Origin of the sequence: Sporosarcina jeotgali, assembly GCF_033304595.1 — a bacterium.
In the GTDB taxonomy this organism is placed as follows: domain Bacteria; phylum Bacillota; class Bacilli; order Bacillales_A; family Planococcaceae; genus Sporosarcina; species Sporosarcina jeotgali.
Genome location: NZ_CP116341.1, coordinates 1,614,760 through 1,629,285, shown reverse-complemented (window position 1 = coordinate 1,629,285; position 14,526 = coordinate 1,614,760). Strand labels below are relative to the sequence as shown.

The following is a 14,526-nucleotide window of genomic DNA, read 5'->3' as shown; positions in this document are numbered from 1 at the left end:
TGATCAAATTCAGGTGGCGCTGCTTTTTTTATAATTGGGATGGTATTTCCGGGAAGGTAACGACTAGGCTGCCTTCATTCGTGACGATTTCTGCAACGGTTGTTTCAAAGAGGTATGGACTATCCATGTCATCTTGTTTTTGAATCTTTTCATACTCGTTCATTACCGCTAGTATCGGAAATGTAACAGGTACAGAGCGACCGCGTACAGTTGTCTTAATGGTACCCATCAGAAGCAGCTCTTTATGAGAGGCTCCAAAGCATAAACTTCCGACTGCGCGACGGTTTTTTCCGCTATGAATCTGTATTCCTTGTAAAAGTGATATGAAACACAACAACAAATCACTAATTGTTCCAATTGGCAGCTTGTCGAATCCATGTTCAGTAAAGTATAGGTTCAGTCCATTGCGGATTTCTTTGAATGAGTATAGAAGTTCGATCTTCTCTTTTTTTCCGCCTGACCCCAGCCGGCTAATAATTTCTTGGGCACGGTCAAAATAGGGTTTAACTGAGCTGGCTGCTGTATCACGAGAAGTGACAAGTTCCTTTAGTGCATACAAAACTTCAAACTGGGGATCACTCCCTGCTGCCGTTAAAAATCCAAGTACATCTTTTTCGTCAAAGTTTCGTTGAGTGAATCGTTTGTAATAATAAGCATTCAGTTGCTGGTGTTTGATATCCATAAGAATTCTCCTTGCGTGTAAAGTCTGTATGTAGTGTATCACAGGATGACGCAAGTCTGGTTCAAATGCCGTTCGTTTTCATTCGGGTGTTTTCCATGTAGAATAAGAATGACGGTGTATCGAATAGAGCACCAATACCTATTAGGGGGCTATTTCCAATGAATGCTTATGAAGAATACATGCAAGGAATTGTACAACCAATGCGAAAAGAGTTAGTAGCAAGCGGTTTTACGGAACTGCTTACAGAAGACGATGTTACCTCTGTGATGGAAGATCATAAGGGAACTGCACTCGTAGTGATCAATTCAGTTTGCGGATGTGCTGCTGGACTCGCCAGACCTGCTGTACGAGAAGCACTCAGTCAAGCGGATCAGCAGCCCGACCACTTGTTTACTGTATTTGCTGGGCAGGAAAAAGATGCGACTGCAAAAATGCGTTCTTATTTTTCTGACGTACCGCCAAGCTCACCGTCCATTGCAATTGTAAAAAATGGAGAGCTTGCGTACTTCATACCTCGAGAGCAAATCGAAGGATTTGAAATGGAACAAGTAAGAGACCACCTGGCAGGTGCCTTAAACCAAGTCACTACGGCATGAATCGCGTCCTCATTACAACTGCTGGCCGACCGGATGAGGTAACCGAAGCTCGTGCACATGCTGCACACCAGGCACTCGGATACTCAATAATTCCACGCAGCAAACGTTCTGTGAATAAAATTATGGAAACCTATTCCAGCGATCTCCTTGTAGCGGGAAAAGAACGCTATGAATTATTCAGACAGGAAATGAGTGAGCCCTTTTTCTTTCATCCGGATACTGCCGCTTTCCGTCTCAAGCGATTGATGAAAGGGGAATCGGATCCACTCATTGACGCTTGTCAATTGGAACCGGGCAGCTCATTTTTGGACTGCACACTTGGTTTAGCGACAGATAGTATTGTCGCTTCTTTTGCAGCAGGGACTGAAGGCAAGGTAAAAGGAATTGAGGCTGATCCCGATGTTGCCTTCATTACCGCAACAGGATTGTCACAATTTGAACCTAAGTTTCAAGAACTGCAAGATGCGATGCGCAGAATTTCTGTCATCCAGGACTCAGCTTGCTCTTTTTTATCGGGGTTGCCTGAACAGTCGTGGGATATTGTATACTTGGATCCGATGTTTTCTCAAACGATATCTGAGTCAACTAGCTTTGCTCCGCTTCGGCAGGCAGGGGTTCATGGGAGTTTGACAGAAGAGTGGGTGGCGGAGGCGAAACGGGTAGCCAGAAAACGAGTTGTAGTAAAAGCCCATTTTAGCGATCCGGTCTTCGGAGAATTCAACTTTACGCAGCTAATAAGACCCAATACCAAGTTCCATTTTGGGTTTATAGAAAAATAAAACGCCAATCGGTCTCGTAAGAAACCGATTGGCGTTTTGTGAATTAATGCGTGAAATTGAGTGAACTTAAGTATAGGACGAATACCAGCATGCCGATCCCGGCGATTAATTGAACATCCATCTGAGTAACCTCCTTAAAAAAACATACACGTACTCTAAAGTTTATTGTACAATGAAATTAGAAAAGAGGGAACCTTTTCGGTTATTTTTCGTACTGTTCAGAAAGCGGTTCTTTTAAAATACATAAGTGCAGGTGATGAGATATGAAAAAATGGTTACAGCAACTGATGATCATATCAGTCGCTTTTGTGACATTCGGAGTCATTTCTCCGAATCACGAAATCTGGTCGACTCTACATGACAAAGAAGATGTAAAAGAAGCTGAACATCCACAGCATACAACACAGTATGCCGTTCATTTCGATGACCCGTATTTTACTGGAATTACTACTTCTGAAGACATACTTACTGAAGAAGAACTTGTAAATGGTGCCCGCACGCTCGCATTCACAAAGTTCGGCTCAAAAATCGGTCCTGTTATTGAAGATGAGTTTGACGAAGTGATTTTTCCCCAAATCGAACAAGTCATTCGTGAAAAGATTGGTGAACACGTGCAAATGAATCGGAAATTGGCCATTTCAGAACATCCATCTGGCGGAACTTCTGAAAAGATATTTAATATTAAAGATGTCGATGCAGATAAAAATTTGCTTCTCTTTCATGTCAGAACAGAGAAACGGCCGCAAGATGGATACTTCTTTAACTTCCATTACCATCTTCCGGAAGACGATTACCAAGCGCATCATACGCTGGGCGACGTCTACTGGTCCAAAAACACACCACCGAAGTGGCTGTCCTGACAGCTGTCTTGGTGGTTTTTTGTTGACTTTTTGAAATTTGTAATAGGTAACCTTCACTTGGTATAGTAAGACTAGAGAGTAACAGGAGGGCTGAACCATGAAACAATATTTAGATCTTTGCCAGCATGTATTAGATACAGGAATTCAAAAAGGGGATCGCACTGGAACGGGCACATTAAGTGTATTCGGCTACCAGATGCGTTACGACTTACAAAAAGGGTTCCCTTTAATGACGACTAAAAAGACAGCATTTCGTTTAATTGTCTCAGAGCTTCTCTGGTTTTTAAAAGGAGATACAAACGTCCGCACATTGGTAGAAGAAAACAACCCGATTTGGGACGAGTGGGCGTTTGAGAAATGGGTAAACAGTGAAGAGTATACTGGACCTGATATGACGGATTTCGGAAGACGTGCACCCGTGGACGAAGAATTCCGTGTTCAGTATAAAGTTGAAATGGAACACTTTAAAAAACGAATTGCAGAAGATGATGCATTTGCAGAAACGTATGGTGACCTGGGACCCGTATACGGGAAACAATGGCGAAGCTTTGGAACCGGCGCGACTGAAACAGGACGGCAGCCGATTGACCAGATTGCCCAGCTGATCGACGGACTGAAAAACAATCCCGATTCAAGAAGACATATCGTAACCGCTTGGAATCCATCAGAAATTGAAGATATGGCGCTGCCGCCCTGCCATGCACTGTTCCAGTTTTATGTAGCAGATGGGAAACTATCGTGCCAGCTCTATCAACGAAGCGCAGATATCTTCATTGGTGTTCCATTTAACATTGCATCGTATGCTTTGCTCATTCATTTAATTGCTCTCGAGACAGGCTTGGTTCCAGGAGAATTTATCCACACATTAGGGGACGCTCATATTTATTCAAACCATGTCAATCAAGTAAAAGAGCAATTGACTCGAGAACCTCGTGAATTACCAACAATTAGTGTCAATATGGAAGGGAAATCAATATTCGATTTGACGACATCTGATATTGTCTTAACGAATTACAACCCGCATCCGAAAATCAAAGCACCGATTGCTGTTTAACTAAGGAGGATACTTATGATTTCATTATTGGCAGCGCACGATGAAAACCGAGTCATCGGAGTCGACAATAAAATGCCCTGGCATATCCCCGAGGAACTAAAGTATTTTAAAGAAAAGACGATGGGTAAAGGCATCATCATGGGCAGAAAAACATTTGAATCCATTGGCAAACCGTTGCCGGGACGTCTTAATATTATTTTGACTCGCGACAAGAACTACCAAGCTGAAGGCGTCGTCATTGTTCATTCGTTAGAAGAAGCCATTGCACGTGCTGAAAGCTATGCAGAAGAAGTTATGATAATTGGCGGAGCTCAAATTTTTGAAATGGCCATGCCTTATGCTGATCGTCTTTACACGACAATCATTCGCCGTACCTATGAAGGTGACACATTCTTCCCTCCATACAGTATGGGATGGAAACTGATCTCAGAATCTAAAGACCACCGCACAGAAGACGGTCTCGCTTATGCCTATCACATTTACGAACGCGAAACAGCAGCATAAAAAAAGGCAGCCGATTATGGCTGCCTTACATACCTATACAAAGAACAAAACACTGAAATACATGGAAGCGCTCCCAGCTAAAACGAAAAGATGCCAAATTGCATGGTTGTACGGGAGACTGCGCCATGCATACACTAAAGCACCAAGAGTATACAACACACCGCCTGCAACAAGCAGCGTAATACCTGTACCAGTAAGTGTCGCGTATAATGGTTTTATTGCAATAATGATCAGCCATCCCATCACGATATAAAGAATGAGGGAAACGACTTCAAACCGGTGGATGAAGAACACTTTAAACAATGTTCCAAAAATAGCCAGCCCCCATACGATACCGAACAGAGTCCAGCCCAAACTACCGCCGATCGCTACCAGTACGAATGGGGTATACGTACCTGCGATCAAAAAGTAGATTGCTGAGTGATCGAATATCGAAAACAGTTTCTTGAACTTTTCAGGTAAGCTATGCAAAAGTGTACTCATCGTATACAACAATATCATCGACACACCGAATATACTATAACTGACGAGCGCAAGGACATTGTCTTGATGAACCCCTTTTAAAATGAGGAAAACGAGAGCTGGAATACTTAACAGTACTCCAATGCCATGTGTTATGGCATTCCACCGTTCCTCTTTGCGGGTTTTATAGTCAAACGCGCTTTCCATTGGCGAGTGCCTCCTTTTCGTACATTATACTAAAATAGAAACACAGTTTCCACTGACAGAGGAGAGAATGTAATGAGCAAAATCAAAGTCGTTACCGATTCAACGGCAGATTTAACAGAAGAAGAAATCAGCAAATATGGAATCCAGGTTGTTCCATTGTCGATACATATTGACGGAGACGTCTTCCAAGACCAAATCGATATTAAACCATTGGAATTTCTAGAGAAAATGGCGGCTTCTGATGAGCTGCCTAAAAGCTCCCAGCCATCATCCGGTACATTTACGGAGTTATATAATGAACTTGGTAAAGATGGAAGTGAAGTGATTTCTATCCATATGACGGGTGGAATGAGCGGTACAGTGAAATCAGCAGAAGCAGCAGCTGAGATGACGGACACTTCCGTAACAGTGATTGATTCACGATATATTTCTCACGCTCTTTCATTTCAAGTGCTTGAAGCTGCAAAATTAGCCCAGCAAGGCAAAACGATGAATGAAATTGTTCAGCACTTGAACGAAGTGCGTTCTAAAACAATGCTGTTCGTTGTTGTTGATAAATTAGATAATCTTGTAAAAGGCGGACGGATTGGAAAAGGCAAAGCGATTATTGGATCTTTACTTAACATTAAACCCATCGCTTCCCTTCAAGACGGTGTTTATACTCCTGTTGGAAAAGCAAGAAGTCATAAACAAGTCGCAGCACAACTTTTTGCCTCGTTTAAAGAAGATACAGCGGGGAAAATAGTAAAAGGTGTAGGTATTTCTCACGCACAAGGATTAGCCATGGCAGAACCATTGATGCGCCTTATCGAAGAAAGCGGTTTTAAAGATATCCGTTTTTCTTTCACTTCACCAGTAGTCAGTACACACACTGGCGCAGGTGCAATCGGGTTTATGTACTACACTGAATGAGACCTTGAATTTATTGGCGGGTCATGGGTTTGACAAATCATACGAAATGAGGAAACTTTAAAAATGAGAAGAAGAGCATGGATAGTATTACTTGCCTTCTCATTGGTGCTGACGGGGTGTGATCAGGTGTTCAGAAATAATGCAGAACCTTTTACTGAAAGACGAAACTTCGAGTTTGCGAATTGGGATATTCCAACTAGCTTTGTGCCAAGGTCTATTCACGTAGTTGGATTGGGAGATTCCTTGACTCAGGGTGTGGGTGACGAGGAGAAAAAGGGCGGTTATTTTGAACGGGTAGCTTCAGACCTGACTGAATGGGAAGGGATTTCTTTTGTAGAAACGGAAAACTTGGCAAAACGCGGCCGTCGAAGCGATCAGCTGGCAACGCAGTTGAAAGAAGCTGATATTCAGGCATCTATTAAAGATGCAGACGTGATTTTTATAACCATTGGCGGCAATGATATTATGAAAGTATTGAAAGCCAATTTGTTCAAACTGAAAACAAAACCGTTTTATAAAGAAATGGACAGCTATGAAAAGCGGCTGGATGAGATTTTTGGAACAATCCGTGCACTTAATCCAGATGCCCCTATCGTGATGTCCGGATTGTACAATCCAATCTTGTTAATAACGGATGAAGTAAAAGAGTTTGACGAGATTATTGATGATTGGAATGCAGTCATCGAAAACAGAATTGAATTGGACGGAAACAGCTGTTTCGTTCCAGTAGCAGATTTGTTCGAAGAAAATACAAATATTGTCTATCATACGGACTTTTTCCATCCGAATGCTCAAGGGTATGCGCTGATGGAAGAACGTTATGTAAAATACTTGGAGGAGTTTGGTTTGCCAGAACTGTTCCAAGGGGAAATGGACAGGTAGGAGATGATTGCTTGAACCGATGGAAAATCGCTTTTTTCACTTTATCAGGAATGGTAGCAGCAGGATTTGCAGGTGTTCTCTTTTTACTAGGTTCGACAGGAACCTCAGAGCCGTTACCTTCAACAGAAGTGATTGAAGACGGGGATGCCAATCTCCTGACAGTCCGTACAACAAAAAAAGATTTTGAAGGGATCGCGAATACGTATATTCGGGAAGCAATGAAAGGTGAGAAACTTCCGGTACAAATGAAAGTTAAAGACGACGTAATCCTGTACTCCGAGTTAACGGTTTTTTCCTTTACATTGCCTGTAGTTATGCATTTCGATCCTATTGTCCAAAAAGACGGGAACTTGATCTTAAAACAGTCTTCCATGGAACTAGGTCAATTAAACATTCCACCATCAACCGTTCTTAAGGTTTTACGTGATTCAGTGAAATTACCTTCATGGATGATTGTCCGGCCAAAAGAGGAAGAGCTTTTTATCGATTTATCGAAAGTACCTGTTGCAAAGGATGTATCGGTACGAGCAAAATCGTTCAACCTAGAAAAGGATGAAATCTTACTCGAAGTGTCCATCCTCAAAAAATAAGGAGTGGTGTACGTCATGAAGCAATATGCAACTTTTGCAGGCGGTTGTTTTTGGTGTATGGTGAAACCTTTTGATAAGTACGATGGCGTCCATTCAGTTGTCTCCGGCTATACTGGCGGCGACGTGCCGAACCCATCGTATGAACTTGTCTGTTCAGAAACAACAGGTCATCGGGAAGCGGTACAAATTGAATTCGACGATGAAGTCATTTCATATCAGGAATTATTGAATATCTTCTGGCGTCAGATTGACCCTACCGACAGCGGCGGACAATTTTTCGATCGAGGAGAGTCTTACCAAACCGCAATTTTTTATCATTCAGCTGAGCAACAGAAAGAAGCTGAACAATCCAAGCTTGAACTAGAAAAGTCAGGAAAATTCACAAAATCAATTGCGACAGAAATATTACCCGCGAAACCGTTTTATTTGGCAGAAGAGGGGCATCAAGATTATTATAAGAAAAACCCAGGACATTATAACCGCTATTCAGCGGGGTCTGGCAGGGAACGATTTAAATCAGAGAATTGGAGTGAGTAATCATGAAAGAGGATTTGAAAAATCGATTAACCGAAATGCAGTACCACGTAACGCAAGAACACGGAACTGAACCTCCATTCCGCAATGAGTTTGACAGCCATTTTGAAGATGGAATCTATGTAGACGTTGTATCTGGAGAGCCGCTTTTCAGTTCAAAGGATAAGTATGATGCAGGTTGCGGCTGGCCAAGTTTCACGAAGCCTATTGAAAAAGAAGAAGTTACAGAGCACTTCGATACGACACACGGAATGCGCAGAACAGAAGTACGCAGCAAAACAGCAGATTCACATCTAGGACATGTCTTCCCTGATGGTCCTGGGGAATCCGGAACGCGTTATTGCATTAATTCGGCGGCACTCCGCTTTGTTCCTGTTGAAAAGTTTGACGAAGAAGGTCTGGGCGACTACAAAGCTCAATTCCAATAAGAAAGGGGGTCCGCGGATGGACCGTTCCTTTTATCAATTTGTACTATCTTATCGAGGCGGCGAAAAAAACGATCCACATACAATTTTTGCGGAAAGTATGTTTAATGATCACAGTTTTCCAAGATACGAGAGATCGTTCGATACGCTATCACGTTATATCGAAGAAAAAGCTGATCCTCAAATGCCGTCTGTTCTTTTTGACGAACTGTATCGGCATTTCGAAGATCGATTCCTTTAAGCGGGCGGTAGAACCGTTGCAATACCGCCTGTTTAACTGTATGATAAGTACAGAAAATGAAAAAAGAGGTGCTATGTAGAGATGAGTATACATATTAATGCGAAAAAAGGCGATGTAGCCGATACGATTCTGCTTCCTGGAGATCCACTCCGGGCGAAGTATATTGCTGAAACTTTCCTTGAAGACGTTGTTCAATACAACGAAGTACGTAACATGTTCGGGTTCACTGGAACATACAAAGGAAAACGTATTTCCGTTCAAGGGACTGGAATGGGAGTACCATCTATCTCAATCTATACAACTGAACTTATGCAAGAGTTTGGCGTAAAAAAACTGATTCGCGTTGGTACTTGCGGCGCAATTCAAAAAGACGTGAAAGTTCGTGACGTCATTCTTGCACAAAGTGCAACTACAAATTCACCGATCAACCGCACTTTCTTCAATGACGTGGATTATGCGCCAACTGCCAACTTCGATTTGCTGCTGAAAGCTTATAATGCAGGAAAAGAAAAGGGCTTACATCTTCAAGTAGGAAATGTCTTCACTGAAGACTTCTTCTACAATGAGCACGCTGAACACGAAAAACTAGCATCTTATGGAGTGTTAGCTGTAGAGATGGAAACAGCTGCATTGTATACACTTGCTGCTAAACACGGTTGCCAGGCACTTTCTGTTCTTACAGTTAGCGACCACATTCTTACGGGTGAAGCAACTACTTCTGAAGAGCGTCAAACAACGTTCAATGACATGATTGAAGTTGCTTTAGAAGCAGCAATTCAGGAATAATTCAAATGGGGCCGCGGTCAAGTCAGCGGCCCTTTTTTGACTAAATACGCACTGCGAAGCAGAAAGTGGGATCGCGAATGGACGAAAATGAACAACAAGAGCAGAACCGGCCGCAAGAGCCGGAACAACACCCTGCTCACAATCGATATTTTAAGATAAAACCGTTCTCATTCGTCATGCTGATTTTCACATTAGTCATTCTTACTGCAGGAATTACGTTTTTTGCACTTACATTTGGTGATGATAAAGTTGTTGAAGTGGTAAGTCCTCAAAAAACAGATCGTCAGGAATTCCAAAAGTTTTATGACGCCTATGACGAAATCAAGAAAAACTATTTTGAAGATATTGACGATAAAGCAGTACTTGATGGTGCCATTAATGGGATGGTCGATGCTTTGGACGATCCTTATTCAGATTACCTGAATACAGAAGAAACTGAACACCTCATGGAGAATATCTCTTCCAGCTTCCAAGGTATTGGTGCAGAAATTCAAGAAGCAGAAGGGTATATCAAAGTGGTTTCACCCATTAAAAATTCACCTGCTGAAAAAGTAGGTTTGCTGCCGAACGACCTGATTCAATCGGTTGATGGCAAAAGCATACAAGGCATGTCTTCTTCAGAAGCTGTAATGCTTATCCGTGGTGAAAAAGGGACAACTGTTACGTTAACAATCAAACGCGGAGAAAAAGCAGAACCTTTCGAAGTGAAGATTAAACGAGACGATATTCCGATTGAAACCGTTTATGCAGAAATGTTAGACGGCGGGATTGCGCATATTCGAATGACGACGTTTTCGGAACATACGTATGACGAATTGCTAACTGCTCTTGACGAAATGGAAGCTAAAGGAATGAAGGGACTCGTACTTGATGTCCGGCAGAATCCCGGCGGTGTTCTAGATGGCGCGCTTAAAATTTCCGATCTGTTCCTGGATAAAGGAAAAACAGTCCTTCAAACCGAAGAAAAGGGTAAGAAACCAGTCCTCTATCCTGCATCTGGAGGACGGAAAGTGGAAGTGCCTGTTGCACTCGTGGTTGATGACGGAAGTGCATCCGCTTCTGAAATTTTAGCGGGCGCTCTGAAAGAGTCTTCAGATATTCCACTGGTCGGTATTAAGACATTTGGTAAAGGGACAGTACAATCTCCACTAGATATGAAAGACGGTTCCAATTTAAAAATCACAACTGCGAAATGGTTAACACCAGACGGCAATTGGATTCATAAAAAAGGAATCGAGCCTGACGTTAAAGTCGATTATCCATCCTATGCGATGCTGCCTTTCTTAGACCCTTCTGAAGAGATGAAAGAAGGACAGGTTTCGGCTAATACGGAAACTGCTAAAGAAATGTTGAAAGCAGTCGGCTATGACGCTGGTAAAATTGACGGTCTCTTCGATGAAACGATGACCCAAGCTGTTAAAAAACTTCAAGCTGATTTGAAACTTGAAGAAAATGGTGTTTTGTCAGGTGATACAGCAATTGGTCTTATGAACAAGCTGCGTGAAAAAATCGAAAAAGACGATCCACAGTTGTTGAAAGCTAAACAAGTTGTGCTCGACAAAATCGGTAAATGAGCTGAAGGCGCCCAATCCATACCGGATTGGGCGCCTTCTCTACTAGAAAGGATGGGGTACAATGATAGATGTATATTTATATAGTGGTTTTCTCGGAAGCGGTAAAACATCACTTCTGCTAAATTCAATTGCTCAACTGAAAGCAGCGGGCAAGAAACCGGCTGTTTTGATGAATGAGTTTGGAGAATTGCCCGTGGATTCAGATTCTGTATCCGCATCAGGGGATGTTCCGTTAAAAGAACTGCTGAGCGGCTGTATTTGCTGTACGGGTTCTGAGAAGACAGAGGCGCAATTACAAGCGCTCTTGGAAGACTACGAAGGCATTGATGTCATTCTGATTGAAACTACGGGTGCTGCACATCCAGTGGAAGCTTTGGACGCCGTGTATTCACCCTTATTTGCAGATCGCCTTCAAGTAAAAGGTATTGTTACAGTGGCAGATGCACCCAGGTGGCTGAATCGGGAAGAGCTTTCACCTAGAATCCACTCTCTGATGTTAGAACAAATCCGGCATGCGCATATTATTGCATTAAATAAGTCTGACTTAGTGACGGACTCGCAATTAGCAACCATTTCAATGGAACTTGCGAACTTGAACACGTCTGCACCTATTGTACAGACCGTCAAAGGGAAATTAGATTTCTCATTCATTGAAAAAACATTGTCAGCCGAGAAGTCTGCACAGCAGCCGATTATTTCAGGCAAGAACTTACCGCTTTCATCGAAAGTCATACTGTTCCTGAATCCAGTGAAAAAAGAGGATGTTGAATCATGGACGGCTTCACTTCCTGATACCGTATATCGCATGAAAGGATATATCCCAATTGAGGGTGTGAAAAATCCGATGCTGTTCCAATATGCCTATGGTATGGTGAACTGGATGCCGGAATATGTAAAGATGCCTGAACGTCTTGTTGTGATTGGCGAAGGTATTGAACAAATTGAATGGATTGATTAAATAGATGCTTTCTCATGCCTTGTCAAGACGATTTGTTATCCAATAATGCATCCCAATACCATTGATATCCATTGAGAACATTCTTCAACTCTATTTTTAAAGACAAAGAGATAGGGAGTGGAGATGTCTCCAATGTATTCCAGTTTTGCGACAGCCTTCTTCGTTTACGATAGTTTTCGAAGGGAGGCGTACAAGATGAAAAAATCGATAGCAGTCATCTTGCTCGGTTCGGCACTCGTATTGCCGAACACTAGCCAGGCAGAAGCTTCTACTCTAGACTCTGTCCAAGTGAACAAAGCAGTAAAAACAATTACCGCGGAGGGGAATTTGCAACAGCTCCCGACACAGCTTCAATACAATAAGGGGGATCTGCAAGCTTACTACAATGGGTTAGCCAGCTGGTTAATGAAACACTATGTGAAACCGCAGCAAAAACCTGTAGAAAAGCCGGATGTTCCAGTTGAAAAGCCAACACCGACACCAAAGCCGGATCAGAAGCCGGTGCCTGAAGTGAAACCGGAAAAACCAACGCCTCCAGCAGCTGAAAAGCCAGTGCCGACACCACAGCCTGAGCAAAAGCCGGACGTTACTCCAGTGCCGACACCGCCTGCTAAGCCGGCACCGCAAGAAAAACCAGAACAAACACCTGACCAAGGTCAAGTTTCTGCGAGTCAAATCGAACAAGCAGTCTTGACGCTTACGAATGCAGAACGTCAAAAAGCAGGTTTGAAACCTCTTCAAATGGATGAGAAATTGATGCAGACTGCACGTGCAAAATCTGCAGACATGGCTTCAAAGAATTACTTCTCTCATACAAGCCCGACATACGGCTCACCGTTTGATCAGATGAAAGCGAACGGTATCACATACCGCGCTGCTGCTGAAAATATTGCAATGGGTCAACGAAGTGCAGAAGAAGTCGTTATAGGTTGGATGGCGTCCCCAGGACACCGTGAAAACATCTTGACTCCTGGCTACACGCACATCGGAATCGGTTACGATGCAAGAGGTAACTATTGGACACAGCAATTTATTCAAAAATAAAAAGTAACGCCGGTTCAGCAAAAAAAATTGCTGAACCGGCGTTTTTTATCAAATAGAAAGATCATGTCTTTTCTGAACAACTCGCAGTCTAATACTCAGTGCAATTGCTCCAACCGTTAACCCTGCAATTAACCCGACCCAATATCCGTAAGGGCCGAGACCGGTATAAGTGGCAGCGGCATAGCCAACAGGAAGTCCAATCACCCATAGGGATATAAAGCCCATCAGGAATGTGATGTTGACATCCTTGTAACCCCGCAGTGCCCCTTGTATAGGTGCTTGAACAGCATCCGATAACTGAAATAACGCTGCAAATATGAAAAATTGGGCAGCCAGAGTGATGATCGACTTGTCTGTCGTGTATAACGAAGCGATTGGTTCGCGGAACCCTAATAATATGGCGATGCCGATAAAGCTGAAAATCACGGCGAAACTTATACCAAGCAAGCTGTATTTTCTTGCATCGCTGGATTGACCCGCCCCTATCGATTGCCCGACTAATATGGTCGCTCCCATTGATATACTAAGCGGAATCATATACAGCAGGGAAGTGAAATTCAGTGCGACTTGGTGCGCAGAAATTACTTCAGTTGAATAGGAACTCATCAATAACGTAACTACTGAAAAAATACTGGTTTCAATGAATATGGACATTCCGATGGGTACACCAATGAACAAAATCTCTTTCCAATAGGGCCAGCTCGGCAGCTGCCAATGATGCAAAAGCTCATATTTCTGATAAGGTTTACCCGCGACCGCTACAACTCCGGCAATAGCAAACACAATCCAATACGTAATTCCTGAAGCATAACCAGCACCAGCTCCCCCAAGCTCAGGGAAGCCAAAGTGACCATAGATTAATAAGTAGTTCAAGAGCACGTTAATGGGGGCAGAAATTAAGATGATGAACATCGACACACGAGTAGAACCCAGTGCGTCAAAGAACGATCGTAATACGGTGTATGCGAACAATGGTGCAAGCCCAACACTCATCCCTTTTAAATAGTCAATCGCTACAATACTCACGGGTGTTTCAAGTGACATCGTACGGATGATTGGGAAGAATACGAAAAGAATTAATCCAAAAACGACTGCGGCTAACGCAACGGATACATAGATTCCTTGTTGAACAGAGGGGCGGACATGTTCGTTCCGTCTGGCTCCGACATGCTGGGCAATAATCGGCGTAAGCGCCATAAGGATACCTGCAAGACCCGTATAAACAGGGACCCAGAAAGATGAACCAATTGTTACTCCTGCTAAATGGTATGTATTGTATCTTCCGGTCATAAGGATATCAAAGAATGTTACTAAGTAGAGTGCTACCTGTGTGATTAAAATCGGCATAACAATTTTGGCAAAACGGAATGATTTTCTTTCCACAGGAAGAGAAGATTCCATCGATTTCCCTCCTTTTTTGTTTCAATCCTTATTGT

18 protein-coding genes are annotated in these 14,526 nt (G+C 42.8%); 15 read left to right on the top strand and 3 right to left on the bottom strand.

What is annotated here, in order from left to right; genetic code table 11:
* Positions 1–28 precede the first annotated feature (28 nt).
* On the bottom strand, positions 29–682 hold the full coding sequence (locus PGH26_RS08000) for a hypothetical protein (RefSeq protein WP_323690559.1): 654 nt from the start codon (positions 680–682) through the stop codon (positions 29–31).
* 158 nt (positions 683–840) lie between these two features.
* Here PGH26_RS08000 and PGH26_RS07995 point away from each other — a divergent pair, with 158 nt between their 5' ends.
* The 5 genes from PGH26_RS07995 (at position 841) to PGH26_RS07975 (ending at position 4,475) form a co-directional block, all read left to right on the top strand.
* A complete protein-coding gene (locus PGH26_RS07995; protein ID WP_323690558.1) occupies positions 841–1,278 on the top strand; it encodes a BrxA/BrxB family bacilliredoxin in 438 nt (145 codons plus the stop codon).
* Positions 1,275–2,057, top strand: coding sequence for a class I SAM-dependent methyltransferase (locus tag PGH26_RS07990; RefSeq protein WP_323690557.1), 783 nt, complete (start codon positions 1,275–1,277; stop codon positions 2,055–2,057). Before PGH26_RS07995 ends, PGH26_RS07990 begins: the two co-directional genes overlap by 4 nt.
* A gap of 263 nt (positions 2,058–2,320) precedes the next feature.
* Entirely contained in the window at positions 2,321–2,917 is a 597-nt protein-coding gene (locus PGH26_RS07985) for a YpjP family protein (protein WP_323690556.1), read from the top strand.
* 97 nt (positions 2,918–3,014) lie between these two features.
* Complete coding sequence (locus PGH26_RS07980) at positions 3,015–3,971, top strand: thymidylate synthase (RefSeq protein ID WP_323690555.1); 957 nt, start codon at positions 3,015–3,017, stop codon at positions 3,969–3,971.
* Between the two features lie 15 nt (positions 3,972–3,986).
* On the top strand, positions 3,987–4,475 hold the full coding sequence (locus PGH26_RS07975) for a dihydrofolate reductase (protein ID WP_323690554.1): 489 nt from the start codon (positions 3,987–3,989) through the stop codon (positions 4,473–4,475).
* Positions 4,476–4,508: 33 nt separating this feature from the next.
* On the opposite strand, the gene trhA is transcribed toward PGH26_RS07975, so the two are convergent.
* A complete protein-coding gene (gene trhA / locus PGH26_RS07970; RefSeq protein WP_323690552.1) occupies positions 4,509–5,144 on the bottom strand; it encodes a PAQR family membrane homeostasis protein TrhA in 636 nt (211 codons plus the stop codon).
* 72 nt (positions 5,145–5,216) lie between these two features.
* Between trhA and PGH26_RS07965 the strand changes: the two genes are divergently transcribed.
* The 10 genes from PGH26_RS07965 to PGH26_RS07920 all read left to right on the top strand — a co-directional run bounded on the left by PGH26_RS07965 (position 5,217) and on the right by PGH26_RS07920 (position 13,090).
* Positions 5,217–6,056 (top strand): DegV family protein, encoded by an 840-nt coding sequence (locus tag PGH26_RS07965; RefSeq protein WP_323690551.1) that lies wholly within the window; start codon positions 5,217–5,219, stop codon positions 6,054–6,056.
* A 63-nt stretch (positions 6,057–6,119) separates the two neighbouring features.
* Positions 6,120–6,938: an SGNH/GDSL hydrolase family protein gene (locus PGH26_RS07960; protein WP_323690550.1), complete on the top strand. Its 819-nt coding sequence runs from the start codon at positions 6,120–6,122 to the stop codon at positions 6,936–6,938.
* An 11-nt stretch (positions 6,939–6,949) separates the two neighbouring features.
* Positions 6,950–7,528 carry a YpmS family protein gene (locus PGH26_RS07955; protein WP_323690549.1) on the top strand — a complete coding sequence of 193 codons (579 nt, stop codon included), beginning with the start codon at positions 6,950–6,952 and terminating at the stop codon, positions 7,526–7,528.
* 15 nt (positions 7,529–7,543) lie between these two features.
* A complete protein-coding gene (msrA, locus tag PGH26_RS07950) occupies positions 7,544–8,065 on the top strand; it encodes a peptide-methionine (S)-S-oxide reductase MsrA (protein WP_323690548.1) in 522 nt (173 codons plus the stop codon).
* Positions 8,066–8,067: 2 nt separating this feature from the next.
* Positions 8,068–8,490 (top strand): peptide-methionine (R)-S-oxide reductase MsrB, encoded by a 423-nt coding sequence (msrB, locus tag PGH26_RS07945; RefSeq protein ID WP_323690547.1) that lies wholly within the window; start codon positions 8,068–8,070, stop codon positions 8,488–8,490.
* A 16-nt stretch (positions 8,491–8,506) separates the two neighbouring features.
* Entirely contained in the window at positions 8,507–8,728 is a 222-nt protein-coding gene (locus tag PGH26_RS07940; protein ID WP_323690546.1) for a YozE family protein, read from the top strand.
* Between the two features lie 81 nt (positions 8,729–8,809).
* The gene (deoD, locus tag PGH26_RS07935) at positions 8,810–9,514 is read left to right on the top strand and encodes a purine-nucleoside phosphorylase (protein ID WP_323690545.1); all 705 of its coding nucleotides are present in this window, start codon (positions 8,810–8,812) and stop codon (positions 9,512–9,514) included.
* A 77-nt stretch (positions 9,515–9,591) separates the two neighbouring features.
* The gene (locus PGH26_RS07930) at positions 9,592–11,088 is read left to right on the top strand and encodes a lmo1851 family serine protease (RefSeq protein ID WP_323690544.1); all 1,497 of its coding nucleotides are present in this window, start codon (positions 9,592–9,594) and stop codon (positions 11,086–11,088) included.
* A 61-nt stretch (positions 11,089–11,149) separates the two neighbouring features.
* The gene (locus PGH26_RS07925) at positions 11,150–12,046 is read left to right on the top strand and encodes a CobW family GTP-binding protein (protein WP_323690543.1); all 897 of its coding nucleotides are present in this window, start codon (positions 11,150–11,152) and stop codon (positions 12,044–12,046) included.
* A 195-nt stretch (positions 12,047–12,241) separates the two neighbouring features.
* Positions 12,242–13,090, top strand: a complete 849-nt coding sequence (locus PGH26_RS07920) for a CAP domain-containing protein (protein WP_323690542.1) — start codon at positions 12,242–12,244, stop codon at positions 13,088–13,090.
* 48 nt (positions 13,091–13,138) lie between these two features.
* Here the strand turns inward: PGH26_RS07920 and PGH26_RS07915 are convergent, their stop codons facing one another.
* Complete coding sequence (locus PGH26_RS07915) at positions 13,139–14,491, bottom strand: MATE family efflux transporter (RefSeq protein ID WP_323690541.1); 1,353 nt, start codon at positions 14,489–14,491, stop codon at positions 13,139–13,141.
* Positions 14,492–14,526: the final 35 nt, after the last annotated feature.

Coding starts and splice junctions, on each gene's coding strand:
- PGH26_RS07975 (WP_323690554.1), top strand. CDS start 3,987: ATGATTTCATTATTGGCAGCGCACGATGAAAACCGAGTCATCGGAGTC.
- deoD (WP_323690545.1), top strand. CDS start 8,810: ATGAGTATACATATTAATGCGAAAAAAGGCGATGTAGCCGATACGATT.
- PGH26_RS07920 (WP_323690542.1), top strand. CDS start 12,242: ATGAAAAAATCGATAGCAGTCATCTTGCTCGGTTCGGCACTCGTATTG.
- msrA (WP_323690548.1), top strand. CDS start 7,544: ATGAAGCAATATGCAACTTTTGCAGGCGGTTGTTTTTGGTGTATGGTG.
- PGH26_RS07930 (WP_323690544.1), top strand. CDS start 9,592: ATGGACGAAAATGAACAACAAGAGCAGAACCGGCCGCAAGAGCCGGAA.
- PGH26_RS07960 (WP_323690550.1), top strand. CDS start 6,120: ATGAGAAGAAGAGCATGGATAGTATTACTTGCCTTCTCATTGGTGCTG.
- trhA (WP_323690552.1), bottom strand. CDS start 5,144: ATGGAAAGCGCGTTTGACTATAAAACCCGCAAAGAGGAACGGTGGAAT.
- msrB (WP_323690547.1), top strand. CDS start 8,068: ATGAAAGAGGATTTGAAAAATCGATTAACCGAAATGCAGTACCACGTA.
- PGH26_RS07985 (WP_323690556.1), top strand. CDS start 2,321: ATGAAAAAATGGTTACAGCAACTGATGATCATATCAGTCGCTTTTGTG.
- PGH26_RS08000 (WP_323690559.1), bottom strand. CDS start 682: ATGGATATCAAACACCAGCAACTGAATGCTTATTATTACAAACGATTC.
- PGH26_RS07990 (WP_323690557.1), top strand. CDS start 1,275: ATGAATCGCGTCCTCATTACAACTGCTGGCCGACCGGATGAGGTAACC.
- PGH26_RS07995 (WP_323690558.1), top strand. CDS start 841: ATGAATGCTTATGAAGAATACATGCAAGGAATTGTACAACCAATGCGA.
- PGH26_RS07965 (WP_323690551.1), top strand. CDS start 5,217: ATGAGCAAAATCAAAGTCGTTACCGATTCAACGGCAGATTTAACAGAA.
- PGH26_RS07940 (WP_323690546.1), top strand. CDS start 8,507: ATGGACCGTTCCTTTTATCAATTTGTACTATCTTATCGAGGCGGCGAA.
- PGH26_RS07980 (WP_323690555.1), top strand. CDS start 3,015: ATGAAACAATATTTAGATCTTTGCCAGCATGTATTAGATACAGGAATT.
- PGH26_RS07915 (WP_323690541.1), bottom strand. CDS start 14,491: ATGGAATCTTCTCTTCCTGTGGAAAGAAAATCATTCCGTTTTGCCAAA.
- PGH26_RS07925 (WP_323690543.1), top strand. CDS start 11,150: ATGATAGATGTATATTTATATAGTGGTTTTCTCGGAAGCGGTAAAACA.